The organism is Komagataeibacter diospyri (assembly GCF_006538165.1).
Lineage (GTDB): Bacteria > Pseudomonadota > Alphaproteobacteria > Acetobacterales > Acetobacteraceae > Komagataeibacter > Komagataeibacter diospyri.
This window is the reverse complement of sequence record NZ_BDLU01000034.1, coordinates 1-25845: the sequence shown is the minus strand read 5'-3', so window position 1 is coordinate 25845 and position 25845 is coordinate 1. Positions and strand designations below refer to the sequence as shown.

Annotated in this window: 18 protein-coding genes, 11 pseudogenes and 1 riboswitch; of the genes and pseudogenes, 17 read left to right on the top strand and 12 right to left on the bottom strand. The window is 57.2% G+C overall.

Annotated elements, in window-relative coordinates; genetic code table 11:
• Positions 1-208: 208 nt before the first annotated feature.
• Positions 209-1225: an IS110 family RNA-guided transposase gene (locus tag MSKU9_RS08395; RefSeq protein WP_110532177.1), complete on the bottom strand. Its 1017-nt coding sequence runs from the start codon at positions 1223-1225 to the stop codon at positions 209-211.
• Positions 1226-1860: 635 nt separating this feature from the next.
• Here MSKU9_RS08395 and MSKU9_RS08380 point away from each other — a divergent pair.
• The 4 genes and pseudogenes from MSKU9_RS08380 to MSKU9_RS08370 all read left to right on the top strand — a co-directional run bounded on the left by MSKU9_RS08380 (position 1861) and on the right by MSKU9_RS08370 (position 4462).
• The gene (locus MSKU9_RS08380; RefSeq protein WP_141260864.1) at positions 1861-2109 is read left to right on the top strand and encodes an HU family DNA-binding protein; all 249 of its coding nucleotides are present in this window, start codon (positions 1861-1863) and stop codon (positions 2107-2109) included.
• Between the two features lie 258 nt (positions 2110-2367).
• Positions 2368-3006, top strand: coding sequence for a LysE family transporter (locus MSKU9_RS08375; protein ID WP_193557665.1), 639 nt, complete (start codon positions 2368-2370; stop codon positions 3004-3006).
• A 119-nt stretch (positions 3007-3125) separates the two neighbouring features.
• Positions 3126-3332: pseudogene (locus MSKU9_RS18910) on the top strand (IS630 family transposase); the annotation flags it as partial.
• 101 nt (positions 3333-3433) lie between these two features.
• Positions 3434-4462 (top strand): annotated as a pseudogene (locus MSKU9_RS08370) (IS110 family RNA-guided transposase).
• Between the two features lie 331 nt (positions 4463-4793).
• Here the strand turns inward: MSKU9_RS08370 and MSKU9_RS08365 are convergent.
• Positions 4794-5180 (bottom strand): annotated as a pseudogene (locus MSKU9_RS08365) (ATP-binding protein); the annotation flags it as partial.
• Positions 5181-5266: 86 nt separating this feature from the next.
• Here MSKU9_RS08365 and MSKU9_RS19010 point away from each other — a divergent pair.
• The 3 genes and pseudogenes from MSKU9_RS19010 to MSKU9_RS08350 form a co-directional block, all read left to right on the top strand.
• Positions 5267-5392, top strand: a pseudogene (locus MSKU9_RS19010) (IS256 family transposase); the annotation flags it as partial.
• Positions 5393-5589: 197 nt separating this feature from the next.
• Positions 5590-5820, top strand: a complete 231-nt coding sequence (locus MSKU9_RS08355; protein WP_012555428.1) for a hypothetical protein — start codon at positions 5590-5592, stop codon at positions 5818-5820.
• Positions 5817-6197: a type II toxin-antitoxin system death-on-curing family toxin gene (locus tag MSKU9_RS08350; RefSeq protein WP_141260857.1), complete on the top strand. Its 381-nt coding sequence runs from the start codon at positions 5817-5819 to the stop codon at positions 6195-6197. The genes MSKU9_RS08355 and MSKU9_RS08350 overlap by 4 nt, the downstream gene beginning before the upstream one ends.
• 701 nt (positions 6198-6898) lie before the next feature.
• On the opposite strand, the gene MSKU9_RS08340 is transcribed toward MSKU9_RS08350, so the two are convergent.
• Positions 6899-7963 (bottom strand): DUF3047 domain-containing protein, encoded by a 1065-nt coding sequence (locus tag MSKU9_RS08340; protein ID WP_141260855.1) that lies wholly within the window; start codon positions 7961-7963, stop codon positions 6899-6901.
• A 218-nt stretch (positions 7964-8181) separates the two neighbouring features.
• Here MSKU9_RS08340 and MSKU9_RS08335 point away from each other — a divergent pair, with 218 nt between their 5' ends.
• The 3 genes from MSKU9_RS08335 to MSKU9_RS08325 all read left to right on the top strand — a co-directional run bounded on the left by MSKU9_RS08335 (position 8182) and on the right by MSKU9_RS08325 (position 11635).
• Positions 8182-8757 carry a TetR/AcrR family transcriptional regulator gene (locus MSKU9_RS08335; RefSeq protein ID WP_141260854.1) on the top strand — a complete coding sequence of 192 codons (576 nt, stop codon included), beginning with the start codon at positions 8182-8184 and terminating at the stop codon, positions 8755-8757.
• A gap of 172 nt (positions 8758-8929) precedes the next feature.
• Positions 8930-10207, top strand: a complete 1278-nt coding sequence (locus tag MSKU9_RS08330) for a type II restriction endonuclease (RefSeq protein ID WP_141260852.1) — start codon at positions 8930-8932, stop codon at positions 10205-10207.
• Between the two features lie 261 nt (positions 10208-10468).
• Complete coding sequence (locus MSKU9_RS08325) at positions 10469-11635, top strand: chloride channel protein (protein WP_227002417.1); 1167 nt, start codon at positions 10469-10471, stop codon at positions 11633-11635.
• On the opposite strand, the pseudogene MSKU9_RS08320 reads toward MSKU9_RS08325, so the two are convergent.
• Positions 11632-13746: pseudogene (locus MSKU9_RS08320) on the bottom strand (copper-transporting P-type ATPase); the annotation flags it as partial. The gene MSKU9_RS08325 and the pseudogene MSKU9_RS08320 sit on opposite strands and share 4 nt — an antisense overlap.
• Before the next feature lie 155 nt (positions 13747-13901).
• Between MSKU9_RS08320 and MSKU9_RS08315 the strand changes: the two are divergent.
• A complete protein-coding gene (locus tag MSKU9_RS08315) occupies positions 13902-15002 on the top strand; it encodes an IS630 family transposase (protein ID WP_141260848.1) in 1101 nt (366 codons plus the stop codon).
• Here MSKU9_RS08315 and MSKU9_RS08310 read toward each other — a convergent pair.
• From MSKU9_RS08310 to MSKU9_RS08285, 6 genes and pseudogenes are all read right to left on the bottom strand, one after another.
• Positions 14991-15263 carry a heavy metal-binding domain-containing protein gene (locus tag MSKU9_RS08310; protein WP_141260847.1) on the bottom strand — a complete coding sequence of 91 codons (273 nt, stop codon included), beginning with the start codon at positions 15261-15263 and terminating at the stop codon, positions 14991-14993. The genes MSKU9_RS08315 and MSKU9_RS08310 overlap by 12 nt on opposite strands.
• Before the next feature lie 75 nt (positions 15264-15338).
• A complete protein-coding gene (crcB, locus tag MSKU9_RS08305) occupies positions 15339-15755 on the bottom strand; it encodes a fluoride efflux transporter CrcB (protein WP_141260845.1) in 417 nt (138 codons plus the stop codon).
• Positions 15756-15779: 24 nt separating this feature from the next.
• Positions 15780-16601: a universal stress protein gene (locus MSKU9_RS08300; RefSeq protein ID WP_141260843.1), complete on the bottom strand. Its 822-nt coding sequence runs from the start codon at positions 16599-16601 to the stop codon at positions 15780-15782.
• Between the two features lie 37 nt (positions 16602-16638).
• Complete coding sequence (locus MSKU9_RS08295; protein ID WP_227002416.1) at positions 16639-16977, bottom strand: hypothetical protein; 339 nt, start codon at positions 16975-16977, stop codon at positions 16639-16641.
• A gap of 57 nt (positions 16978-17034) precedes the next feature.
• A pseudogene (locus MSKU9_RS08290) lies at positions 17035-18263 on the bottom strand (voltage-gated chloride channel family protein).
• 116 nt (positions 18264-18379) lie between these two features.
• A riboswitch (Fluoride riboswitch) is annotated at positions 18380-18457 on the bottom strand.
• Between the two features lie 444 nt (positions 18458-18901).
• Positions 18902-19852: pseudogene (locus tag MSKU9_RS08285) on the bottom strand (IS630 family transposase).
• Between the two features lie 86 nt (positions 19853-19938).
• Here MSKU9_RS08285 and MSKU9_RS18905 point away from each other — a divergent pair.
• The 3 genes and pseudogenes from MSKU9_RS18905 to MSKU9_RS08275 form a co-directional block, all read left to right on the top strand.
• A pseudogene (locus MSKU9_RS18905) lies at positions 19939-20053 on the top strand (transposase); the annotation flags it as partial.
• A 62-nt stretch (positions 20054-20115) separates the two neighbouring features.
• A pseudogene (locus tag MSKU9_RS18900) lies at positions 20116-20244 on the top strand (IS110 family transposase); the annotation flags it as partial.
• Between the two features lie 332 nt (positions 20245-20576).
• Positions 20577-21845, top strand: coding sequence for a cation:proton antiporter (locus MSKU9_RS08275; RefSeq protein WP_141260839.1), 1269 nt, complete (start codon positions 20577-20579; stop codon positions 21843-21845).
• Here MSKU9_RS08275 and MSKU9_RS08270 read toward each other — a convergent pair.
• A pseudogene (locus tag MSKU9_RS08270) lies at positions 21834-23141 on the bottom strand (chloride channel protein). The gene MSKU9_RS08275 and the pseudogene MSKU9_RS08270 overlap by 12 nt on opposite strands.
• Before the next feature lie 222 nt (positions 23142-23363).
• Between MSKU9_RS08270 and MSKU9_RS08265 the strand changes: the two are divergent.
• Positions 23364-23956, top strand: a pseudogene (locus MSKU9_RS08265) (YoaK family protein).
• Here the strand turns inward: MSKU9_RS08265 and MSKU9_RS08260 are convergent.
• The gene (locus MSKU9_RS08260; RefSeq protein ID WP_141260838.1) at positions 23944-24867 is read right to left on the bottom strand and encodes a LysR family transcriptional regulator; all 924 of its coding nucleotides are present in this window, start codon (positions 24865-24867) and stop codon (positions 23944-23946) included. The pseudogene MSKU9_RS08265 and the gene MSKU9_RS08260 sit on opposite strands and share 13 nt — an antisense overlap.
• Before the next feature lie 114 nt (positions 24868-24981).
• On the opposite strand from MSKU9_RS08260, the gene MSKU9_RS18555 reads away from it, so the two are divergent.
• Both MSKU9_RS18555 and MSKU9_RS08255 read left to right on the top strand, forming a co-directional pair.
• Positions 24982-25143, top strand: a complete 162-nt coding sequence (locus MSKU9_RS18555) for a hypothetical protein (RefSeq protein ID WP_154670671.1) — start codon at positions 24982-24984, stop codon at positions 25141-25143.
• Entirely contained in the window at positions 25136-25798 is a 663-nt protein-coding gene (locus MSKU9_RS08255; protein WP_141260837.1) for a glutathione S-transferase family protein, read from the top strand. The genes MSKU9_RS18555 and MSKU9_RS08255 overlap by 8 nt, the downstream gene beginning before the upstream one ends.
• The last annotated feature ends 47 nt before the right edge of the window (positions 25799-25845 follow it).

Below are 25845 nucleotides of genomic sequence, written 5' to 3'. Positions count from 1 at the left end.
TATCTTTATCAATGCTCATGCGGGGGCTCCTCTTCGAGCAGATTATCACTGCACCGCACAAAATTCAGGATAGTCCCGCTTTTGCTGCGCTTGGTCCCGTCGGGTTTATCCTCTCCCCGGCCTGACCGGTTCGCCATCATATCTCACCACTCCGCACATTCACCTTCGTCGCTTCTGGTGTTCGACGAGGGCGGATCTCTGAATTCTTTCAGGCGCTCCTGGCGCTGTATGCATCGCCCGTTGTGAGAAGTGCCCAGACAATCCTGGCAGTCTTGTTGGCGAGAGCGACAGATACGACACGCGCCGCCTTCTTCTCGAGCAACTTTGCAGCCCATTGACGACTGGCGTTTTCCTTGCGTGCAAGACGGATCACCGCCGTGGCGCCCAGCACGAGCAGGCGTCTGAGATAGCTATCCCCCTGTTTGCTGATGCCAACCTGTCGTTCCTTGCCACCACTGCTGTGACTTTTGGGCGTCAGACCGAGCCACGCAGCGAATTGACGGCCTGACCGGAAAGTCGAGGCATCCGGAACGGCCGCGACGATCGCGCTGGCAGTGATCGGGCCGATACCGGGAATGCCAGCCAACCGACGGCTGACACTGCTTGCCCGATGTTCCGCGACGATCTGCTTCTCGATATCGTCGATGCGTTGCTCAAGAGCCCGCAGATGCGCGACAATTTCCTGAAACAGTTTCCGAGCGGGCTCGGGCAACATTTCCTGCTCCGCATGCAGCAATGTAATCATCTGGTTCAGGCCCGCGACGCCAGCTGCCGATATAATACCGAACTCGGCAAGGTGCCCCCGCAGGGCATTGACCTGCATGGTTCTTTGACGCACCAGCAAATCCCTCGTCTTGTGCTGAAGCAACGCTGCCTGCTGAGCCGGTGACTTGACTGGCACGAAGCGCATCGTCGGGCGGGTCACCGCCTCGCAGATCGCCTCGGCGTCAGCGGCATCAGTTTTACCCCGCTTGACGTAGGGCTTCACATAGACCGGCGGCATCATCCTGACCGTATGTCCGAAAGCCGCAATTGAGCGCGCCCAGTAATGCGACGTGCCACACGCTTCCATACCGACCAGGCATGGTGGGAGTGTTTCGAAAAATCGGAGAACTTCACCGCGCCGTAAGCGACGGCGTACGAGAATGTTCCCAAGACTATCGATCCCATGCACCTGAAAAACATTCTTGGCCAGGTCGAGGCCAATCGTCGAAATCGTTCCCATAGGTGGCTCCATGCGTTGCAGACGGTGACGATTTCATCCTCGCACATTTCGTGCGGGGGCCGTCCACAACATCACCTCTCTATGGCCGCACGACGCGGGCTGAGCGGGAAGCTTTTGCTTCGCGCTACAGCGAAGCCTACGGCATGGACCTGCCTCATGATGCAGCCTGCGTGTCAGTACTGAGATAAAATTAGTATGGGGCTTGCATGGCATGCATATTTTTCAGGGATTACCCTCATTTGGATGGCTGCTGGCGTTTAATGGAAATTCCGCGCTTTCACTACGATATTTCCCGGCAAATAATCCTGATCGGCGTCAAGGGCGGCCTTCAACGACCGATTGTCCACATCGGCCAGCAGATGAGAGAGATCAATAATTTCGTACGCGACCAGATGAACCCCTCGTCTTCCTTCTGCAACCGGCCCACAACCCGTGATTGGCCTCCCGTGAGAGGCAATGAATCAACGGGGTCAATTAGAAAGAGGCATGGACATGGAAGCGCAACAAGTCTCTTGGGTCGTAGGGCGCTGGGATAGAAGAACTTGCATAGGAGTAAAGTGCGTTTGTGCGGTGACGGGGCGACAGGGCGCTGCTACCGTTTTCTGGAATCGACCACGACACGGACCTGTGCCCGCATGAGCAAATCCTTCATCGCCGCCATTCTTCAGGACTCTCTCGACTGCACCGGCGTTGTCGCCACCAAGACCGCCGATGACCTCGTTGGGGCCGTTGTCGCCAAACTGAAGCAGGAGGGCGGGTTCACGCTGCCATCCTTCGGGACGTTCACGGCCCACAAGACCAAGGCCCGCAAGGCGCTCAATCCCCGCACCGGTGAGCCTGTGAAAGTGAAGGCTGGCAAGACCGTACGCTTCAAGGCAAGCTGAGTGCTGAAGAAGGCAGTCTGATTGGACACGTCATCCAGTGACCGTCAAATGGTAATTTTCGGAGATAAAAAATTAGGAAACAGGCAGCTTCCGCCTTCATTTCAGACATTTGAAGCTGTAGAGTGCTTTTCCGAAAGCGGACGTCGTCAGGTGCTCGCGTTGAATGAAAGAATGTTCAAAATTTGTGCGCCTCATGGCCTATGCGTGCAGTTCGTTAGAGTCTGCTAAGTAAAAACTGTTCCAAGGACCAACAATCACATGAGCCTGATGCAGTATCTTTCTGTCGTTATCGCTGTTTCGGCATTCTGGCTGATCGCTATGATTGTACCTGGACTGGATTTCCTGCTTGTGACGCGCCTTGCTGTTCTGCGGGGCCGATCGGCGGCATGGCGGGCGACGCTGGGGATCGCAACCGGCGTCGCGATTTGGGGGATATGCGGGTTTTTCGGGATCCGTACGCTGTTTTATGCCGCTCCCTGGCTTTATCTTTTACTCAAAGTTGGCGGTGGGCTCTATCTGTTCATAGCTGGTTGCAAGCTGTTGATCGGAAGCTGGAAGTCCAGCGCGGCGGATGCCACAACCGCATCAACTGATCCCATTTTCGGCGGCTTTCGCACAGGACTTCTGACCAATCTGGCTAACCCGAAGGCCCCCGTCTTTGTCTCGAGCCTTTTCGCCGCCGCTATGCCGCAGCACGCCCCGGTCCAGCTGGGACTTGCCTGCGTGGTTGCCATGTTTGCTATTGCTGTCGGCTGGTTTACTCTAGTTGCGATGGTGCTAAGCCATGAGCGGGTTTCGACCGCGTTTCTGCGATGCCGACGTTGGATCGATCGCTGCGCGGGGCTTGCCTTCATGGCACTTGGCATTCGCTTCATGACTGAGCGTGCGCCCAGCTAGAGCGGTTCCACTGAACTCTGAATCGAGAGGTGACAGTGAGGGCGCGATGTGATTCACCGTTTTTCCTGATGGAGACGGTGATGGCACGAGCATTGAGTTAGGATCTTCGGAAGCGGGTTCTGGAAGCTGGAGTTGGGGGAGCGTCAGCCCGCTCGATTGCGGCGCGGTTCGGTGTTGGGATTTCGACGGCGATCCGCTGGTTGCGTCGGGAACGCGAAAGCGGCGAGCAGACGCCCCGTCGCCAGGGCAAGCCGCGCGGGTCACGGCCGGACGCGCATGAAGCGTTCATTGTCGGCATGAACGAAGCGCAGAAAGACATCATGTTGATTTTCACTGAGAACTGATGGGGTGGATGCCCGCTCCCGACGGCATCGCGATGTGCCAAGGTGATGTTGTTGAATAACGTCACGAGAAGGAGAAGGCATCCATGGACGGAGTTACCATTATTGGCCTCGATCTCGCAAAGCGGGTTTTTCAGCTTCATGGCGCCCGGGCGGACGGAAGCGTCGCGTTCCGCAAGAAACTGTCGCGCGCTCAGGTGACGACATTTCTGGCGAAGCTGCCACGGTGCGTCGTTGCGATGGAAGGCTGCGCGACCGCTCATTTCTGGGCCCGGACGATCGGTGCATTTGGACATGACGTGAGGCTCGTGCCGCCGGTGTATGTGAAGCCTTTTGTCAAGCGCCAGAAAAACGACGTGGCCGACGCCGAAGCCATCGCGGAGGCGGCGAGCCGTCCGACGATGCGCTTCGTGGAACCCAGGACGGAACGACAGCAGGCTCGGGCTATGGTTTTCAGGACGCGTGACATGTTTGTGCGCCAGCTGACACAGATGATCAACGCGCTCCGGGCTCATCTGGCGGAACATGGTGTGATCGCCGCCAAGGGAATTACGAACGTGCAGGAATTGGGACGGATCATCGAGACGGCGGAAACCGGGATCGAGCCTCTGGTCGTAGAGATGGCCCGCCTCTATCTCGATCATATCGAATAGATTTCGGGGCGAATCTCGGCATTGGAGAAAACGCTCAGGAAGGAGGCCGGCGATTCCGACAGAACGGCACGGATGATGAGCATGCCGGGGATCGGCCCGGTGACGGCCATGGCGGTCGAGGCGTTCGCGCCGACCCTGTCAACATTCCGCCGCGGTCGGGATTTCGCGGCATGGCTGGGCCTGGTGCCGAAACAGTACTCGTCCGGCGGCAAACAGGCTCTGGGGCATACGTCGAAGATGGGACAGCGTGACATCCGGCGCCTGCTCATCATCGGCGCCATGTCCGTTATTCGCTGGTTCAGCCAGAAGACGCCCGACGCCGATACGTGGCTCGGGCGGCTGCTGCGCCGCAAGCCCCGTCAATTGGCTGCCATTGCCCTGGCTAATAAAATGGCCCGGTCGCTCTGGGCCATGGAGACACGGGAAGAGTTTTTCAGAGATCCGCGCGCGGTGGCCGCCTGACAATCAGTCGGTAGCCACGCGCGGTATGTCAGCGTGTGATGAGGTCGTCGAACAGTAAGGACAAACGATCGGAAAGAACGGGTCTGGAAAAGCATTCGGGTCAATGAACCTCGAGTTCGCAGAATTGATTTGCGCCAGATCTGCGTAGCCCATACCGGCAGTGGTCATGTTCAGATCACACCCAAAGGCCTGATACATGACCGAATCCGATCACACGCCTCTACTGTTCAGCGCATCTGCTTGCACGAACGCGGGCATCCATACATGACCCGGGTTTTCCATTAGGAATTGACCCATCCAGAAGCTATTTCAGGCACAGTTATGCGGGCGGTCAAGAAGGGGGGCTATCCTTTCTGTTTTTTGACGCGGTAGTGCTGGCGCGGAACCTGTCGCTGTCATTTCCTGTCTCGGGGATATGACAGTGATGGGTCAGCCTCTCGATGAGCGGCGTTGTCATCTTCGGGTCACCAAAAACGTCTCCCCAGTCAGTGAAGCTCAGATTGGTTGTGATGATGACACTGGTGCGTCCGTAGAGGCGGCTGAGCAGATGGAACAGCAGGGTGCCACCAGATGCGCGGAAGGGGAGATAACCGGGTTCATCAAGGATCACAAGATCCAGGCAGAGCAGCCTGTCGGCAATCTGTCCGGCGCGGCTGGCGGTCTTTTCGTGTTCGAGCGCATTGACGGGGGCCGGTGAGAGGATGGTCGAAAACGTACGGTAAGGAGTTGTCCTGAACAAAAACTGGCAAAGGGCCTATCCTGAATTTCGTGTGTTTGGTGTGATGCTGAGGAAGGAGAAGCATCATGGCCCGACGCAAGAAGTCCATGATCCCTGACGACGTACTGGACCAGGTTCTGGCTGGTCGCGTGGTCCGCACGATGTCGGACGCCCTTGGGACTGTCAGGAATTTCGTGTTTAGGCGTTTGATTGCAAAAGGAGAAGCAGCTCTACCGGAAGTGTCCTCTTTGTGGTGTATGGACCATCTCTTTGATAGGCAGGTTTGACGTAGAAGGCCGTCGCGCATCGCTATCTCTGATAATTGTTCCCTATCGCGGAAGGGTACGGGTATTTCTTGATGGATCATGATCTGTCATGATATGGTAAAACATCCAACAGGAGAGGTGTCATGGTTACCCCGCAGCGTGAGAAATTCGCGACCCAAGTCGATCCGCAGATCCTGCAGGCGGTGCGCGATTTGGCCCGGAGCGAAGGGCGGCAACTCCAGGCCCTGGTTGATGAGGCGCTGGCCGATCTGGTCGAGAAGCGGAAACAGCAGCGTCCGCGTGTCCATGTCATGGCCGCCTACCAGGCCAGCCATGAGGAATTCGCGCCGCTCTACCGGAAACTGGCCGAGTGACGGACTATCTGACCGTCATCGAGGTATTGGCGATTCATGACGATCAGATCGGGCGCTATGGCGGAGCTACGGGGATTCGAGATCGAGGTTTGCTGGAAGCGGCGCTTTTCCGGCTGCAGACTGGCTATTATGCCGACCTGGTCGAAGAAGCGGCGGCGCTCTGGGAAAGCCTGTCGCAGAACCATCCCTTCATTGATGGCAACAAGCGCACGGCTTTTGCCGTGACCTGGACCTTCCTGGCCATCAACGGCGCGTGCTTAACGGCTGGCGCCGGTGAAACGGAAGACTTTATTCTCGGTCTTTATGCCGCCGGAACATTTGATTTCGAGCATCTGAAGCCGTGGCTTCGTGGCCATGTCGCCATGATCGAGTCTTGAGGGTGTGAAGGCCATTGCGGCACGGGAGGGCGGCCTGCGCTTTGAGGTGTTTCTACTGTCGACGCTGGAGGACTGACTTCTGGATCTGATCGAGCGTGGCGTGTTCTTCGATCTGTCCGAAGCCGTGTTCGTCCCGCTGGGTGAAGCCAAAGATCTGTCACCGCATCAGGATCTCTGCGACGAACTGCTACGCCGACGGCTTCGGGTGGCGCGCGACGATCAGCGTCCCGGTATCCCGGCGTCTTATCACGAGCCCTGCAGGTGTATCCGGTCGTTTGTTGGCATAAGATTTCTTATAGGACATAGAGATTGGGTTGCGGGGGCAGGATTGGTTCTCAACTTGCGGCAACCGCAAGTTGAGAACAAAGCGGGGCTAATAAGCTGTTTTAATGAACTCTTTTCGGCACACGCATGACCTCTTACTAAAATAAATACCCCTACCCTCATAAAGCGTGGAGCTTATGTATCCAGAGCTATGTCCGCTTCCGCCTTAATTCTGTTGAAAAAGTCAGGTCGAGGTGTCCGTTTAGGATTTCGTATGCGATCAGGAATGAAAATTTCCCATGATTACAGCATTCTAAATGTTGCAATATCGAACCTGATTGCTGCGTAGCAGCTCTGTCGCGACTTTTTCAACAGAATTGCCCTCATACCGGTCCTTTAATTATTCAACATCGGCCTCGCCAAGCGTGACATAGCGTTCATCTCACACTATAACATCGTAATCCGCTTCCTGCCGTGACTGTTCTGTCTGTCCCATCTTCAGACAAACGGATATTTCGAAATCGCGCCTTCCCACCGATCCGCTGGAAAACCGAGTTCGCAATCAGCCAGACCGCAACGATCCGACCCGGCAAGGGGCCGCCAATAGCCTTACGGTAATCAGATGCAACGGGACGGACGGCATCCTGCCATTGCCCAAGTTTCTCTGTGCCACTTTCAACAATCCAATGGGTTTCCCGGTCACACCACCAAGGCAACGGGCAGACAAAATGATAGTCGGTTGGAAGCTCTTTGCTCCACATATAGGTCAGATCACGCCCGTTATCGAACCGAACTGCTACGCTGATATAATCATGGGTCAGAACGAGGTCTTCCGGAAGTTCAGAAGGAAGCTTGTCTACCAGCCATGACCAGGACAGACGTGTTCTGTCGTTGAGTGGAATATCGACCGGCGTCTCAAGAATACAGCAATCACCGTCATGGGTATCCACGGTAATATCAGTGCGGGCCCCGGAAAAGATCGTGACCTCTCCAAAAATATCCATGAACGTCCAGTGTTCGGGTGGTTGAATGTGCGTCACAGATGCATCAGTAAGCCGGACCGAGACACCAATCCCACCTTCGCAGGCATTCCGTGGTCCGGGCAGGACTGCCCCATCCATACTGGCCCATAGGGAAAGGGCCTTGGTGAAGGCCTCAACCTCTCCATCCGTCCATGCACGGAATACCGTTTCTTTTTCGAAGATGATTTTTCGAATCGGACCCTGTCCACCAATCCTGATCCAGAGCGCATATTTGGGCTGAATGAGAACGGCATGCTCCCGGTCAACAATATTCGCCCCCGTGGACGATACACTGAAATGTTGACCTTTTTTCACGGAACATCCGATAGAATGCCACGCAGTCTCACCGCCTGTCAATACAAGATCGTCGGCCTGTACCGGCATGATATCATGAAGGATTCCAGACGCAGCCGCACGCTGCTGTGCGTCCCACTGTGCCATGGTCGCCTGTTTATCGGTTTCGGTTCTGCTCTGGGTCATTGGAATGTTCCCTTCTGTGAAGCGCTTCTCTCATTGCAGGCTGTGCCCGATTCCGGGAGCACGCTATTTTGCCTGTCTGGACGTGCCTTTGCAGAACTGAGGCCATCCAGTAACTATGCATTCAGGGAGCAAGGCAGGATCATGATTGTTTATACCTCGTTCGTGGTAAAAACACCTCTCCGTGATCGGGATCAGCAACCGTCGGTCAGGGAGCTCTGATGGGACGCCCTGTTGATCCGGATATCCGAAGCCGATTACTGGACAGGATCATTGCCTATGTCTGGGAACATGGGATTTCTGATTTTTCGTTGCGACCGCTGGCTGAGGCGGTGAGTTCAAGCCCCCGAAACATCGCCTACCATTTTGGCTCACGGGAGGACCTGCTCTGCCTGATTTTTGATACCGTCAGGGAACGGGTTTACGAAGAGTTTCGCGCGGTTCAGGAGGATGCGTCCTCACTGGAGGATGCGCTGAACCGGCACTGGGACTGGCTGGCTGCGCCAAAGCACCGCCGCATGGAACGGCTACTATATGAAATGTTCGGAATTTCCGTCAATAATCCTGAGCGTTACAACGGCTATGCGCGAAGGATTGCCGATGAATGGCTGAAACATATCTCGGACTTGTTGGAGCGCTTTGGCATCAAGGATGGGCCGGGGCAGGAACTTGCAACACTGATCATGACGGTATTCCATGGTGTCACGCTGGATCTTGCTGCGACGGACGACGTGCTCCGCATCGAAAAATCTGTTCGCACCTGCATAAGTCAGGTAAAATTACTGACAAATTCGTAGGTAAGCGACCTGCTGGTTTCGCCCTCATCCCGGTCATAAGCGGAGCTATTCGACGTTCCGGAAAGCGGACATGAGGATCTGAAACCTCGCCAAGCCTTGCGATTATCCGCATTGACGTGAGATGCTGTTATAATCAGTGTCAAAAGCGAATGTAATTCTAGCTTCTGGACTGATGACCGACCTTATTCGAGACCTCATTCTTCGCTGGCGGGACGATCCGGCAGGCACCTATCGGAGCTGGTTTTTGTGGGATGAGCGCCTCAAGAACTTCCGGTCTATCCGTCGCGGTCTGCAGCAGGTCGTTGCCGAGATTGCCGATGGCACATTCGGGGTTGCCTATCGTGGCTCATCCTTGGAAACGGTTGTTCATTCGATTGCTGAGCAGCGTCAGATTTTCAAGGGAGCAGATCACGCGTTCCTGTGGAAGCCGAAGCTGCGCATTCCCGATATCTATGAAAGTCCTGCCAACCAGAAAGCATTCGGGCAGCTTCTTGATACCTGTTTGTGCTGCAATACCGAAGAGCATGTGGTCTCGGCCATTCATGCAATCGATGCCCGCAAGATAAAGGGACTGGGACCAGCCGTCGCCAATCTGCTCTATTTCCTGCATCCCACGATCATGCCGCCTTTCAATACGGCGATCGTGAAGGGCTATAATGCCCTGACCGGATCAAAGGTGAAGCTGGGGCGATGGGAGGACTATCTTGCCATGCGGCAGGGCATCCTGAAGCTGAATGCGACCTATCGTTCGCTGTTGTCCAATGATCTGGGCGCAATTGGTGGACTGCTATTTGATCTCGGAAGCGGACGCTATTCAGCTCCGCCTCTCGAGAATGACAAAACAGCGCGGGAACTCTGGGAAGCCGATCTTTACCAGGTGAGGGAGCAGAGCGCAAAAGAGGCCCGGATCCTCGCTGCGGAGCGGGAAACGGATCATACCCATACCGAGATTCAGGGCTGGCTTCGTGATCTGGGGCATTCTCTGGGTTACGATGTCTGGATTGCCGCCAACGATCGCAGTCGTCCATGGCAGGACGGCAAGCTGGGGGACGGCTGCCTGTCGGTGTTGCCGGGCTTCACGACAGCAACGCAGGGAGCGGAATCCGTGCGCCTGATCGATGTGCTTTGGCTGGACCGGGAAAGCCAAAGGATTGTTGCAGCCTTCGAAATCGAGCATTCAACGACCATCTATTCCGGTATCGTGCGAATGCTGGATCTTGCTCTCGGGTCAGAGGCGCAGGCCTTGGAGGGCCTGTTTCTTGTGGCACCAGACAAGCGGGAAGCTGACGTGCGGGAACAGTTGCGGCGGCCGGCCTTCAGCAGGATAGCCGATCTGAAAGTCCGGTATCTGCCTTATGGGGCGCTTGAGAAGGACCGTGCATCCATTGCTCGTTTCGGCCAGAGTATGAAGCCCATCGAGGCGATTTCGCATGCTTTGACACCGATCTGATATCGTTGTCGATATAAGAGTAAACATGCTGAACTTTTTTCAGACTTCAGGGAGAATCGATTGTCATCGCCGATTTTGCAACGATGATAATGTGGTAACAAGGTGATGTCAGACACCACTTATAGTCACGAAACACAGCACTCGGTGATGATCCAGCCGCCTAGCGGCCTCACTATGCTCTCCCTCCTTTCCATCCTGACTGGTGTCGTTGTCGGAACGGTCTGTGGAACATTCCGGCTGTTACTGGAACATGCAGCGGGCTTGAGAACAGCTCTGGCGCTTGATGCCGCGCACCCGTTTCCCGCCGGTCTGATGATGATTGCGATCGGCAGCATCACGGCTTTCATCGCGGCCTGGATGGTCAGGCGACTGGCACCTCTGGCTTCTGGAAGCGGGATCCCTCATGTCGAGGCCGTTCTGGCCGGACTGGCAACACCTGCTTCTGTCGGGCTGATACCGGTCAAGTTCATCGGAGGATTGCTGGCCATCGGCGGGGGACTGGCGCTGGGGCGCGAGGGGCCTAGCGTGCAGATGGGCGCAACGGCCGCCAATACGATTGGCCGGCTGTTACGGCTGGGACCAGCGGATTGCCGTTCGTTGCTGGCGGCTGGCGCCGGGGCTGGACTGGCAACAGCATTCAATGCCCCGGGCGCTGGCGCGATTTTTGTTCTGGAAGAACTGGTCGGCAGGTTCGAGGCGCGAACCGCCTGTTCCGCACTCGGTGCTTCCGTGTCCGCCATCCTTGTCGCCCGCGCGTTGCTGGGCGGTGATCCTGATTTTATGGTGGCCGACAGTCCCATGGTCATCAGCGTCTCAACACAGTTGCTGTTTTTACTGACGGGGCTTGCAGTTGGCCTGCTCTCTGTCGTTTACAACCGGACAGTTCTGGCCACGTTACGGCTGGCTGAACGGATGAATATTGGCGTGGAAATTCGGGCTACGGTTATTGGCGCTATCGGTGGGCTGATCGTCTGGCTTACACCGCACCTTGCCGGTGGAGGCGACTGGATCACGCAAAGCGCCATCGACGGAACGCTGATCTGGACAATGCTGCCGGGACTGTATGTCCTGCGTCTGGTCTTCGGCTCGCTTTCCTATGCCGCAGCAACGCCGGGTGGCCTCTTCGCTCCCATGCTGGCTCTGGGGGCTCTGGCGGGGCTGGGCTGCGGAGATCTGGCTCATGTTTTGGCACCCACGCTGGCGGGGCGGACCACACCCTTTGTTGTGGTCGGTATGGCGGCGATGTTTGCTGGAGCGGTGCGGGCGCCTTTGACCGGGATCATTCTCGTGACGGAAATGACCAATACGCCCAGCCTGCTGCTTCCGCTGCTCTCGGGCAGTTTTGCCGCGATGTTCGTTGCTGATGGCATGGGTGAAGCGCCGATTTATGAGGCGTTGCGCACCCGCGCCGCAGCCGAAAAACGCTAAGCTCGGTCTTTTCCTCGGCCGAGCCTGAGAGCGTTGGTGACAACCGTCACGGACGACAGAGCCATGGCCGCGCCGCCGATAACCGGGGAAAGAAGAAGCCCGCAGATCGGATAGAGCACACCGGCGGCGATCGGAATGCCGATCCCGTTGAACAGGAAAGAGAAGGCCAGATTCTGCCGGATATTGCGCATGGTCGCATGGGCGAGCCATCTCGCCCGGACCAGTGCTTCCAGACTGCCATGCGTCAGAGTGATCCCGGCGCTTTCGATCGCCACGTCGGTGCCGGTTCCCATCGCGATCCCGACGGATGCGGCTGCGAGCGCGGGGGCATCATTCACGCCATCGCCCGTCATGGCGACATGCGCGCCCTGCGCTTCCAGACGTCGTATGATATCCGCCTTGTCCTGTGGCTTCAGGCCAGCATGAATCTCCGCGATATTGCCCGCCTGCGCTGCCACAGCCTTCGCCGTCGCGTCACTGTCGCCTGTGAGCATGATGATCCGGAGACCGTCTTTGTGGAGAGCCGCGAGAGACGCGCGTGTATCCGCGCGCAGAGGGTCCGCCACGGCGATCAGTCCGGCGAGCCTGCCGTCCACCGCCACGAACATCACACCCGCTCCGGCTTCCCGATGCGCGGTCGCACTGTCTTCAACAGGGGATACATCAGCACCGGCCTGTTTCAGACACTCGGCATTACCCACGACAACGGCATGGCCATCAACATTGCCGGTTACGCCCAGTCCCGGCCGGGAGTCGAAATGGGTGAGAGCGCCGGTTACGCCCTGCCGGTCTTTCAGGGCCTGCGTGATGGCCTGCGCGAGAGGATGCTGGGAGCGTGTCTCCACAGAGGCGGCAAAACGCAGCACTTCGTTTTCCGGCCAGCCATTGGCCGCTTCCACGGAGATCAGCTTCGGAAGGCCTTCCGTCAGCGTGCCGGTCTTGTCCACAACCAGCGTATCCACCCTGTCGAGCGCCTGAAGTGCTTCGGCATTGCGGACCAGAACGCCTTCACGTGCACCCCGCCCTGTGCCGACCATGATTGATATGGGCGTAGCCAGCCCAAGCGCGCAGGGACAGGCGATAATCAGAACCGAGATGGCATTCAGAAGAGCATGCCCGAAGCGCGGAGCCGGTCCAACGACGTACCATACGATGAAAGTAAGCGCGGAAATGGCCAGCACCAGAGGGACGAACCATGCGGCGACCCGGTCGGCCACGGCCTGAATGGGCGCGCGGCTGCGCTGGGCAGAGGCGACCATTTTCACGATCCGCGCCAGCATGGTGTCGCTGCCGATTGCCTGTGCTTCGATTTCGAGGCTGCCATTGCCGTTGATCGTGCCGCCAGTCACCATGCTACCGACCTTTTTGGCGACAGGCGCTGGTTCCCCGGTAATCATGGCTTCGTCAACGCTGGACGTGCCGTCGAGCACCCTGCCGTCAACAGGAATCGCTTCTCCCGGCAGCACCCGCAGTCGATCTCCGACTACGACAGCGTCCACGGTTATGTCTGTCGGCTGCCCGTTCTCTCCGATACGGTGAGCTTGCTTTGGTGTGAGATCCAGCAGGGCGCGGATGGCATCACCGGTTGCGGCACGTGCCCGAAGTTCCAGAACCTGTCCCAGCAGAACCAGCGCAACGACCACGCCCGCCGCCTCGTAATAGACCGGCAGGGCTCCATCGGGCATTCTGAAACTGGCCGGGAACGTCCCCGGTGCGAGCGTTGCGGCCAGACTGTAGCCAAACGCGGCGCCGACGCCGAACATGATCAGCGTGAACATGTTGAAGTGGCCGGTCCGCAGTGAGGCCAGCCCACGCTGAAAGAAAGGCAGTCCTGCCCAGCAGACAATCGGAGTAGTCAGCGCAAGCTGAACCCAGGAAGACCATGATCTCGGAACAAGGTGGAGACCGACATCGCCACCCATGGCGATGAACATTAGCGGAACGGCTAAAAACACGGAGACGATCAGACGACGTCTGAAATCATGCAGTTCGGGGTTTTCCCTTTCTGCTCCTGTCGGTTCCTCCGGCTCCAGCGGCATGCCACAAAGCGGACAGCTCCCCGGGTGATCCTGCCGGATCTGCGGATGCATCGGGCAGGTCCAGATCGTCCCCGGCTTGCTTTCTCCAACGGCGGAAGGCTGTTGGAGCGCATAATGGCAGTTCATCACCCGCCTGGAGGGCGCCGCTTTTTCCTGCGCTTCCTTCACAGGTTCTAGTGTCCTGATCGAGAAGTTTGTATGATTATTCTGATGGTTGGGGTAATCGAATGGGACGTGCGGCGGTTGCGATCGAACTGACGGCATTAGAGCGTCAGGAACTGGAGTCTCTGGCAAGGGCGCGCAAGACGGGCCAGGCGCTTGCGCGGCGAGCCCGTATTGTCCTTGCCGCAGCCGATGGGCATGAGAACAGGGCGATCCGTGACCTGACGGGCGCGGATATCAACACGGTTGGCAAATGGCGCCGACGGTTCGCGGTAGACCGTCTGGAGGGGCTTTACGATGAACCACGCCCCGGGACGCCGCGCTCGATCGGCGACGAGGAGATCGCGGAGACGATCCGTAGGACACTGGAAGAAACCCCGCGCGATGCCACGCATTGGTCACTGCGCTCGATGGCGCAGGCCGTGGGGTATGCACCGTCAACGATCCATCGCATATGGAAAGCGTTCGGGTTACAGCCGCATCGAACAGAGACCTTCAAACTGTCGACCGATCCCCTCTTCGTGGAGAAGGTTCGCGACATCGTTGGACTGTATATGGCACCGCCGGAGCGTGCGCTGGTGCTGTGCGTGGATGAGAAGAGCCAGATCCAGGCGCTGGATCGCAGCCAGCCCATGCTCCCGATGCGGCCCGGACAGGTCGAGCGGCGGACACATGACTATACCCGCCACGGCACGACCTCGCTGTTCGCAGCTCTCGACATTGCCACCGGCACCATTATTGGAAAGTGTTACCCGAAGCACCGATCCACGGAATTCCGCAAATTCCTCGATCAGATCGAAACCAATGTGCCGACTGACCTCGATATCCATCTGGTGATGGATAACTATGCCACCCACAAGACGAAGCTGATCCGTGACTGGTTGGCCAGGCGCCCGCGCTGGCACGTTCATTTTACGCCGACCGGGGCCTCATGGATCAATCAGGTAGAGCGGTTTTTTGCTCTCGTCACTGAAAAGCAGATCAGGCGCGGCATCCACCGTTCGACCGAAGCCCTGGAGTCCGACATCAGGGCTTTCATTGCCGTCCATAACGAACAGCCCAAGCCCTTCAAATGGACCAGGTCCGCTGACGACATCCTGCAGGCCGTCAAGCGATTCTGCCTCCGTACTACCAAAATCAGCGAAACTTCAGAATCAGGACACTAGTGTCATGCCGCATTTGGGGCATTTGCCGGGATGCGTCTCCCTGATCTCGGGATGCATGGGACATGTCCACACCATCGGGGGCGTGCTGTCAGCCTTGATGAAGGCTGCCGGATCGGCCTCAAACTTCTTCTGGCAGTGCGCGCTGCAGAATAAATAGCTGTGCCCGTTATGCTCGCTCTTGAACCGGCTGGCACCTGGATCAACCGTCATGCCGCATACGGGATCGCGTGTTTTCATGGTGACTGACGGATTCGTCGGCATTGCTTTCGTTCCGAACGTGAGAGGTGAATATCCTTGAGGTGGTGGCAAACCGCCAGAAAATGCGCGAGCGTCTTTTTACGATCTGAGTCCGTGATGGGCGTGATTGAGAGCCTGAGCAAGCATGAATCCGAGAAAGACTGCACTCATGCCGAGCACGAGCGAAATCCCGACATTCAGACAGGCCCTACCGGGATGTCCATTCTGAAGCAGGTTAAAGGTCTGAAGGCTGAATGAGGAGAAGGTGGTGTAACCACCGCAGACCCCAACCATAAAAACCAGACGTGCCGTGTCGGAAACATGCGTGCGACCACCTGCCGCCGTCAGTGCTGCAAACAGGGCTATGGCGAACGAACCGGTGAAGTTGATCAGGATCGTACCCCAGGGCAGGGTATGGCTCCAGCGCGCGGTGGCCAGACCGACCCAATAGCGTAACAATGTGCCAGTGGCACCCCCAAATCCGATCAGGAGTGTCGGCAGAATATTGGGCAGCATAAGCCTCTTTCCTGCGATCTGCGGTCAATGATGGGTCAGGATCGGAAGCGTGGCGTGTAAGAGGATATCCTGCGTCGGCCCGCCAAACAGCCACTCGATGAAATGCGGGCGGCTATAGGCGCCCATGACCAGAAGATCACCACCTGCCTTCAGGGCATGCTGTCGGATTTCCTCTCCCACATCGGATGAGGCAATGACAAAGCGATCAATGGCGACAATCACGCCTTTCCGCCGGAGTTCTTCCACGATGGGCGGTTCAGTGACCTCATTGACCCGGTCCTCGCCAATTACAATACTGACATGGGATGCCCGCTCCAGAAAGGGCTGAGCAGCGGCCATGGCCCGCTCAAGGGCTGAGGACGGATGCCAGGCGATCACCGGATGCCCCCCAACGGTCTCATGATGCTGAAGCGGCGCCACGACCACCGTGGCACCCGCATCATATAAGGCCCCGCTGAAGGCCTGCGTGACTTCCTCCGGGTCTGAAGAAGAGCGTGGACGGCTGAGAACGGCCATGTCAGCATTCATGGTCTCACGGGCGACTGTCTTGCGGATATCCCCCGCGATTTCAATCCATTCGGCCGTCTGCTGGTCGGTCAGACCGGCGTTCCATTTCTGGAAGATGTCGCGCAGCACATCAGCTTTTGTAGAAACCTTCTGCGCAAAACGCTTTTCTTCTTCGGGGCTGGGCATTCCTTCATCAGGCGTCTGATAATCGGGATTGTCCTGAAGTTCAGGATGGAGAACCCTGATCGGTGGATGACCGAGACGGGCGGCCAGTTCTCCTGCGGTCTCAAGAGTATAGGTTGCAGTTTCGATACGGTCGAGGATGGCAAGAATACGCATGGTCTGTGCTCCTGAAATGATGGTGGCGCACTCTCTGTCAGGGCGTCGGCTGCATACCGAAACGCCAGGATTCAGCGGGCTTGAAATAAAGCGACGTGTCTTTCAGAAGTGCTGCGTGGGAGAGGCAGAATGCTTTCAGATCTTCATGGTCGCCCAGAATATCGACATAGACGGACAGAAGCGTGTTGGGGATTTCCCCCAGTGTCTGCTGGATTTCACCGCTTTTCCAGAAGCCGTAATGTGAAAAGTGGGCATTCGAGTAGGTAAAGCCTGCTGCCCGGGCCGCAAGGACGATGTCACGATAGAGAGGTCGGCGCTGAAACAGGCGGGCAAAAGGCCTCTGCTGCCTGTTTTGCGCCCGTGATGCGGACGTCATGAAGATTCGAAGGATACCGGCAGGTTCTGTCAGAAGTGTGGGTGCCTCGTGCATAGCTCATTTTCCGGTTTGTGCTGCTGGGTCACATGAGGTCTGTGTGTCAGTTTTCCGGACGCGTCGTCCGATGAAATCTCGCGCCTGCCGGAGCGCCATGCCCGCCGTGATGTGAGGATGTGCGGCCTTTGGAATGCCGATGCGCTGGGAAAGGTAGATCCCGGAATGACCGGAGCAGAGATAGGCAATGAAACAGCCGGTCGCGATATAGATGACATCCGTCGCGCCAAACAGTTCGACCTCCATGAAGGTGCAGGCCAGGGGGGTGTTGGCCGCTCCCGCGAAAACAGCCACAAATCCGACGGCCGCGAGAAGATCGGTCGGCACGCTGAGAAGGATGGACAGCGTATGGCCCAGACCGACGCCAATGAAGAAAAGGGGCGTGACTTCCCCGCCCTTGAAGCCGGTCGACAGGGCGGCGGCCGTGAAGGCAAGTTTCCATAGCCAACTCCACGTATAGTCATCCAGATGGAAGAAATTGAGGATTGAAGCGCCATCAGGGGGCGCAGCCAGGCAATAGGACAAACGTGGCGGAAAACCGGGCTGAGGCGGTGAACAGATTCCGCGAACAGCAGGCTGGTCAGGCCAAAGCAGACGGACGCCAGGCCAACCTTCAGCAGCAGCACCGGATCCGTATGAAATATCGGTCCGGAAAGATCAGGATAACCGGCAAACGCGACCTTGTAAGGGACGTGACGAATGCCCCAAGCATGACATACCATATCCGCGAGGATTGAGGCCGCCGCGACCGGGACGAGGGCACGGTAGTCAATGCTGCCGATACTCAGCACTTCCATGGCGAACACAGCGCCGGCAACGGGTGTTCCGAAGACCGCGCCAAATCCAGCCGCGATTCCGGCCATCAGGATGATGCGGATCGCGCTGTCGTCTAGCCGGAACAGGCGGGCAAACCCGGATGCGATACTTCCACTGATCTGGACCGCTGTTCCTTCCCGACCGACGGAGGCGCCGAACAGGTGGCTGATGACGGTGGCGATCAGAACAAGAGGGGCCATGCGCAGGGGCACACCGCCACTCGGTTCATGGATCTGATCGACGATCAGATTGTTGCCCCCTTCAGCGGAGCGTCCGAACCAGTGATAAGCCAGCCCAACAGCTACACCTGCCAGCGGCAGGAACCACAGCAGATCGGGATGGGTGGAGCGATAGTCGGTGACGTGATCAAGCGCCCAGAGGAAGACGGCGCATAACGTGCCGACACAGGCCGCCATGGGCAGCAAAAGCCCACTCCAACGCAAAACGGTCAGAATGTTGGCTACAATAGAATTTTGAAAAAACGGAAAACGACCCATGGCTCTGAACGCACTCCTCCCTCACATGCCACTATGGCGAGGTAGGAGTCATCAGCCCTTCGGGCGGTTCGACTTCATTACGAAGTCAGGCAGAGTCCATTGCCGTCCCGCCATAATACGACTTATCTGCTGACTCATGTCAATATTTTTTGGCATGTTAGCGACGCGCTTCGTATAATGTCACCTTGCCCGGTGTATCCATTTTAATTTGTCTCCTTTCAAACGCTCACTTGCGGAAAAGAGGGAGAATACGACTGTTTAATGACTGGTTGTGTCTTTTGGCACTTCGACAGCGGACAGTCTGTTCTCCTCCTGATCTGCCTGTCCGCTCAGTCATATAGGAGCAGACAGGCGGCAGTCGCCCTCATCTCTGCCGTTCCAAGACCTGTCATGCTTTCCCGATAGCAGATGGTGTGGATGGCTCCTGCTCACGGCATCTGAGTGCCAAAGTGTGAGAATCTGTCGCGAGGATCTCACGAGCAAAGGAGCCACCCATCATGGAGATTACCACGATCGGCCTCGATCTGGCGAAGAACGTGTTCTAGAGTACGTCTACCTTATTCTGGTTCATACCCTGCGGCGGTGAAGAAGTTGGCGCATTCGTCAGGAGTAAAGGCATCCAGGACTGATCCAGCGGCGTCCCATAAGGCTGTGACGGTTCTTGCTGCCTTGGCGCGTAAAAGGGCCTTGAGTTTGGCGAATGCCATTTCGATCGGGTTGAAATCGGGACTATAGGGAGGGAGGCAGGAACATCATCTGTACCCCCACTCGTTCGATAGCCTTTCGCACTCCCGGAACCTTGTGGGCGGGCAGATTGTCCAGCACGATGACATCGCCCGGGCTCAGCGTCGGCACGAGAACATGCTCTACATAGGCCTGAAAAATCTCGCCGTTCATGGCGCCATCATGCACGAAGGGTGCGGTCATGCCCGTGAGGCGCAAGCCGGCAGTGAAAGTCGTGGTTTTCCAATGGCCATGAGGAACGCCTGCCCGACAGCGTTCTCCGCGTAAAGCGCGACCACGCAGGCGGGCCATCTTCGTGGAGAGGCAGGTTTCGTCGATGAAGACCAGGCGGCGTGGATCAAGGTCAGGCTGGCCGTCGAACCAGTCCTGCCGACGTTTCAGGATATCTTCGCGCTCCTGCTCCAATGCATGTGCGGTCTTTTTTTGAATGTCCACCCGCGCTGCCGCAGCCATCGGCTGATCATGCTGCGGCCGATCCCTACAGACTGCTCATACTTCAGGCGCGTCACCATCTCGTTGAGCGTGATATCTTTCTGCGCTTCGATCATGCCACTAATGAAAGCTTCATGTCCGTCCAGCTTTGAGCCGCGCGGCTTGCCCTGACGGCGCGCCGCCCGTTCGCCGCTTTCACGCTCACGCCGAAGCCACCGGATCGCCGTCGAAATGCCGATCCCGAACCGCTTCGCCAATGAACGGGCTGACACGCCCGCTGCTCCGCCTTCCAGAACGCGCACCCGAAGATCGTCGCTCAATGCTCGCGCCATCACCATCTCCATCAATGGAAACGGTGAATCACAATCCACGCTCTGTGTCACCCCACACGATTCATAGTTCAGTGGACGCGCTCTAGTTTGCGGCGTGGCTCGGGCTGACGCCGTTGCAAAACTCGAGTGGTGGCAAGGAGCGTCTCGGACGGATCAGAAAACTGGGCGATCAATATTTGCGGAGCCTGCTGATGATTGGAGCGACCGCGATGGTGCGGCAGTTCAAAATGCGACCGGAAAAGACACCGCCGCATGTCGCATCGTTGATGGCCCGCAAGCCAGTTCGGGTGGCGACGGTTGCCATGACGAACAAGATGGCGCGGATCGTCTGGGCGTTGATGGCGCGTGGCGAAACATATCGCGTCGGCCACATACCAGCGCTGGCCGCCTGAAGGCGAACGGAACACAGAGAGATCGGCTGGTTGACCCTGGCTGAAGGAGGTTGCGGGAGCAACGCGACGTAATGGCAAAACCGGTCAGGCCGGGAACAGGGACAACCCACTTAATGTCCGAGGCGTCACAACCTGATAAGCAGAATGGGACCTTGTTCGCGGACTCCATCAGGGCCAGCAGTCTTTTGAACGACTGCATCAACAGGCCGAACAGAAGACTGCTCCCGACCAACGCCGGAATGTCACTTTTCTCTTGCAAAGCAGGAGCCATCCACAGAGGACATTACCGGTTTCCCTTGACGTAGGATCTGGAAGTGTCCAGCGGTAACGGCATGGATACCATCAGCCTCCTTGCTCTGCTCCTGACCCTCTCGGCAGGCTTCAGCATTCTCAACCATCACACACTGCGTATTCCTGTCACGATTGGTGTTCTGATTTTCTCGTTGCTGACGTCGCTTGTGGTCATGATTCTGAATCCGATGCTTCCGGCCTACGACCTTCAGGCTTTTCCACGATCGATGCTTGGAGCGATCAATCTCCCTACGACCCTTCTGAATGGCGCGTTGTCTCTCCTTCTGTTTGCCGGGGCCATGCAGGTCAATGTCGGCCATCTGAGAGCAAAGCTGATGTCTGTGACAGCCCTCTCCATTCTGGGAACCGTTCTGGCTGTCGCGTTTCTTGCGGTCGCAGCGTGGTACGTTTTTCCCCTGCTGGGACACGCCGTTTCCTTCACATGGTGCATCGTACTCGGTGCCATTCTCGCGCCTACGGACCCGGTTTCAGTCGTGGGAATGCTGAAACGTCTGGGCCTGCCGGGACCGCTTCAGGCTGTTTTTGCGGGTGAAAGTCTGTTCAACGATGGCGTGGGCGTTGTCATTTTCGGTGTCACGATCGGGCTGGCAACCGGGGGAAGTCAAGAAGTGACGGCCTCTGAGATTGCACTGAGTTTCTGCCGGGAGGCAATCGGTGGTGGTCTGTTGGGCGCATTGACCGGGTGGATTGCTTTGCGGGTGCTTAAGGGGCAGCGGGATCCACATATCGACCTGCTGACATCGCTGGCTCTGGCCACTGGAACCTTCAGTATTGCCAATCAGTTTGGAATGTCCGGAGCGATTGCCGTCGTTGTGGCCGGTCTCAGCTTTGGAACAAGCTATAGCCATTCCATTTTCGACGAGGCGTCTCGCAAGGACCTCGACGTGGCGTGGACCCTCATTGACGAGGTGCTGAACGTCCTGTTGTTCATGCTTATCGGCTTTGAAATCCTCGAGATTAAGCCGCATTTGTTTGAAATTCTAGCGATGCTTGCCATTATCCCGCTGTCCATTGCTGTACGGGCTCTGAGCGTACTCTTTTCGACGCTTCCGGCCCACCTCAGACAATGGGAACGGGGCCGCGTCCTGAGTATCCTGACATGGGGCGGCCTGCGTGGCGGCATCTCGGTCTCTCTGGCGCTTGGTCTGCCACCTGGAGACTTACGCGAGTTGCTGTTGCCAGTTTGTTACGGCGTGGTGGTGTTCACAATCATCGTACAAGGGCTCACGATGGAATGGGTTGTCCGGAGACTGTTCCCTTCCACCCATCTCTCAAGCTCAGATGGGTAATTTCTCCTCAGGGGCAGCCATTTGCTTGACGGGCAGCGGCTTTGGTGGCGTGGCGGGTTTGTCCATCGTTTCCAGAAATCTATCGGCCAAGGCGGTATAAAGCGGTTGAGGGCAAACAATCCGGGAGACACCAAATGCCAGAAAAGCTGTGGCCAGAAGGGCAAGTGTGACCTGTTGGTTATCGCAGATTTCCATGACGATGATCGTCGCCGTTAAAGGCGATTGAGCAACACCACAGAAATAGGCGACTGTCCCCAACAGCACGACTGCCCCAGGGGTCGTGTGCAGCAGAAACTGCTCGATCCATCCGCCGATTCCCGCTCCGATTGCAAGAGAGGGTGCGAACATACCACCTGGAATTCCGGAGCAGTACGAGACCAGCATGGAGAGGTACTTCAGGATAAAGAACGAGGCGGGATAGTGGTCGGTCCCTGCAAAAATTGCCTGAGCCTGCACATAGCCCGTTCCGTAAGTGTTGCCTTTGGATATCAGGCCGATCACGGCGGTTAGCAGGCCACATAGTGCCGAGAACATGATCGGACGCTGTTTGGCCAGTCGGCCGACAGACCCTGGTAAGCCTCTGGAAGCCCTGATGACGAGTGCGGCAAAGCTTCCCCCAGCCAAGCCACCAACAATCCCGCAGACGAGAACGGCGATCCACGCCGTCCCCACCGGGATGTTGACGTCGGCATGACCAAAATAGGTATAGTTCCCCATAAGGGTGATAGCGGTGACACCTGAGATCACAACGATCGTCAATGTGCGACCTGAGGCTTTCTTCTCGAAAGAGTGAGAAAGCTCCTCAATGGCAAAGACAATTCCAGCCAGAGGCGTGTTGAAAGCCGCTGCCATTCCAGCAGCGCCACCCGCCAGAATCATGCTGCGCTTGGACGCGATATTGGATTGCCCAAGCAGTCTGGAAAAACCATGCATGATCGACGCTCCAATCTGCACGCTGGGACCTTCACGTCCGATGGAGGCACCGCAGACAAGCCCAAGGCAGGTCAGAATGATTTTCCCGGCAGAAATCCGCAACGTGAGAATACGGTCAACAACGTCGTATTTTCCCATGTGGAGGGTGGCGATCGTCTGGGGAATTCATGACCCCTGTGACCCTTTGAAAAGGGTTCGCGTCATCCAGGTAATAAAGGCAAAGCCTGCAGGCGCGAGAACAAGCATGGCCCCGGGATGCCACATCACGAAGCGCGTCCGCAGGTCCGCGCACTGATCACCCAGCCGGGCGAACAAAACGGCTGTCAGACCCACAAGGACAGCGCCGATCCAGTAAAGACTCATCCTGCGCCAGCGTGTTGTCCTGGCACGCGCTGTTCGTCTGAGATGATGGATCCTGCCCTTGTGGTGAGCAGATGGTTTCACAGGAGCAGAAGGCACATCAGACACAGAGAACGTCCATAGCAGTATAAGCCGTTTCCTCGGCCCTCATGACGACGACTGGAAAACTGGAATAAGAATGTCGTGCCAGATTTGTCTGGACCGGGTCAAATATCGGAATTCATGATGTCGCCTTCCCTCATGCCCATTGCTGTCTCCGGTCGCCGCGTCTTCATCCTGGGTCTTGTGGCAGGATATGTAGATGCTCTGAGCTTCGTGGACCTCGGAGGTGTCTTCGCAGGTGCGATGACTGGAAACACCACGCATATGGGCGCTTCCTTCGTACAGGGAAACTGGTCCCATGGTTTCCTGCTGGTCGGTGCGCTGGCTATTTTCTTTGCCAGTGCAGTCCTGACCAGCTTGGCGCGCCTTCTCTGGCTTCCGGCATACGGCGTTCTGTTCATGACGATCCTGATGGTGCTGGCACAGGCGGCTCATTCATCTTCTTACCGATACTGGGGCGAGTTCGTGATTCTTCCAGCCCTGCTGGCTGTCCAGGGAGAAACCATTGCAAAATTTTCCGGCACACCGATGCCGACGATTGTCATTACAACCAATCTTCTGAAAGCCGCATCTGGTATTGCAACCTGGGGGGCCGTGATGGCAGCACTCGGGCTGGCAGTGCACGGCAGCTTTCCGTTTCTTTGGCCCTGCCGTTTCTGGGTCTTCTTTACTGGGACGTCTGGAGAACAGAGCGTGACGGGCGTTACGAGGACTGAAAGGAACCACTCGCTTCTATGTGGGACTTGTCTGCTGTTTTCATAATGCTTTCCACAAAATCTGAGAACTGACGGGCCTTGGCGGTCACCAGCCGTCCCGCGGGAAAGACGGCCCAGAGATCGATTGTCGGCAGGGACCACGCTTCAAGGACACGAACGACTGCGCTACTCTCAAGTTCTGGCGCAAACATCCAGTCGGATGCGATGGTCAGGCCCATATCCGCCAGAACGGCGGCCCTGAGCCCTTCGGCAGCGCTGACCTTAAGTCGTCCGCTGACAGAGACCGACACCGCGGCACCATCCCGGCGGAATGACCAGGCGGCTGATAACTGGCTGTAAATGATCGCTTCATGGTTCGTCAGATCTGCCGGAGAACGCGGCATTCCAGCCCACTTGAGATAGGCAGGCGTAGCGAGGACCGAGCGTCGTCCTGTTGCGATCTTCCGGGCGATTGCTGTGGAATCTGTGAGTGTTCCCATTCGTAGGGAAATATCAACGCCTTCCGCCACGAGATCGATCATTCGGTCATCAAGAATGATTTCGACGGTCAACTGAGGATGGTCTGCAAGAAATCGCGGTAACTCTGGGATGATATGCAGCCTTGCAAACGTCGTTGCCGCCGAAACCCGCAAGCGGCCTGACAGGCCTGCGCCAGCGCCCTTTGCGGCAAGCTCCGCTTCATCGGCCTCCTGAACGGCATTTCGTGCACGCTCGTAGAAGTTCTGTCCTGCCTCGGTCGGCGTCAAGCCATGTGTGGAGCGGATGAGCAGGCTGACCTGAAGGCGCGCCTCAAGCTGCGCAATAGTCTTCGACACTGCCGGTTGCCCCACGCCGAGTTGTCGTGCGGCTGCCGAGAACGAGCCGGTGTCCACCACGCGGATGAACGCGGCCATTGCCTGATAGCGATCCATGATATTCCTCCAGGGAATGATCCTTATCGCCTCAAGCGCTCTGCCCTGTCGAGTAAGGAAGAGGCATCTCTTAGGTATCAACCCGGACAGGCCGGGTTTCAAAGGAGCCCAGAGATGTCCGGTTCATTCATACGCGCTACGTCTGGACTGGTCGTTGCAGACAGTCTTCTGGCTTTTCAGCTGACAGGCAGCCTGCTGCACGCTGCATCTACCCTTCTGGGGCATGTCATGTCCGGCCTGTCTTCTACAAGACAGGGAGAAACCGCCGATGTTTGAGGTCTACGCTTTCGCAACACCCAACAGCGTCAAGGTGACAATTGCACTGGAAGAACTTGAGCTTCCCTACACGCTTCATGGCGTAAACGTCCGTAAAGGGGAGCAGAAGACTTCGGAATTTCTGACGTTAAACCCCAATGGGAAAGTGCCGGTTCTTACCGAAACAGAGGAAACAGGGCAGACCTTTGTTCTAACGGAGTCCGCCGCCATTCTCGTTTTCCTCGCAGAGAAAACAGGACGTCTTCTTCCCGTCACAGGGCAGGATCGTGCCAGAGTTTTTGAGCAGCTGTTCTTTCATGCCTCTGGCCTCAGCCCGGCCTTCGGACAATCCGGCTTTTTCCAAAGGTTCGCAGCAGCACCAGAACCGATTGCGCTGGAGCGCTTCTCAACTGAAGCAAACCGGACGCTTCATATCCTCGACAGGGTGCTTGCCAAAAGCCGGTTCGTAGCTGGAGACGAATTCACCATCGCTGATATCGCCCATTTCGGTTGGCTGTGGCGTCGCAGTTTTCCCAATATCACGCTCGACGACACGCCTCATGTCGCCCGCTGGTACGCGGATATCGAGAGCCGACCTGCCGTACAACGCGGCATTGCCCGTATCGAAGCTTTGGTCCCTTACGGCGTGTCGTCAGTTAAGCAGGATGATGATTGAGGCGAACTGCACGGCTGCGAGGAAGGTCGATTTCAGTTTATCGTAGC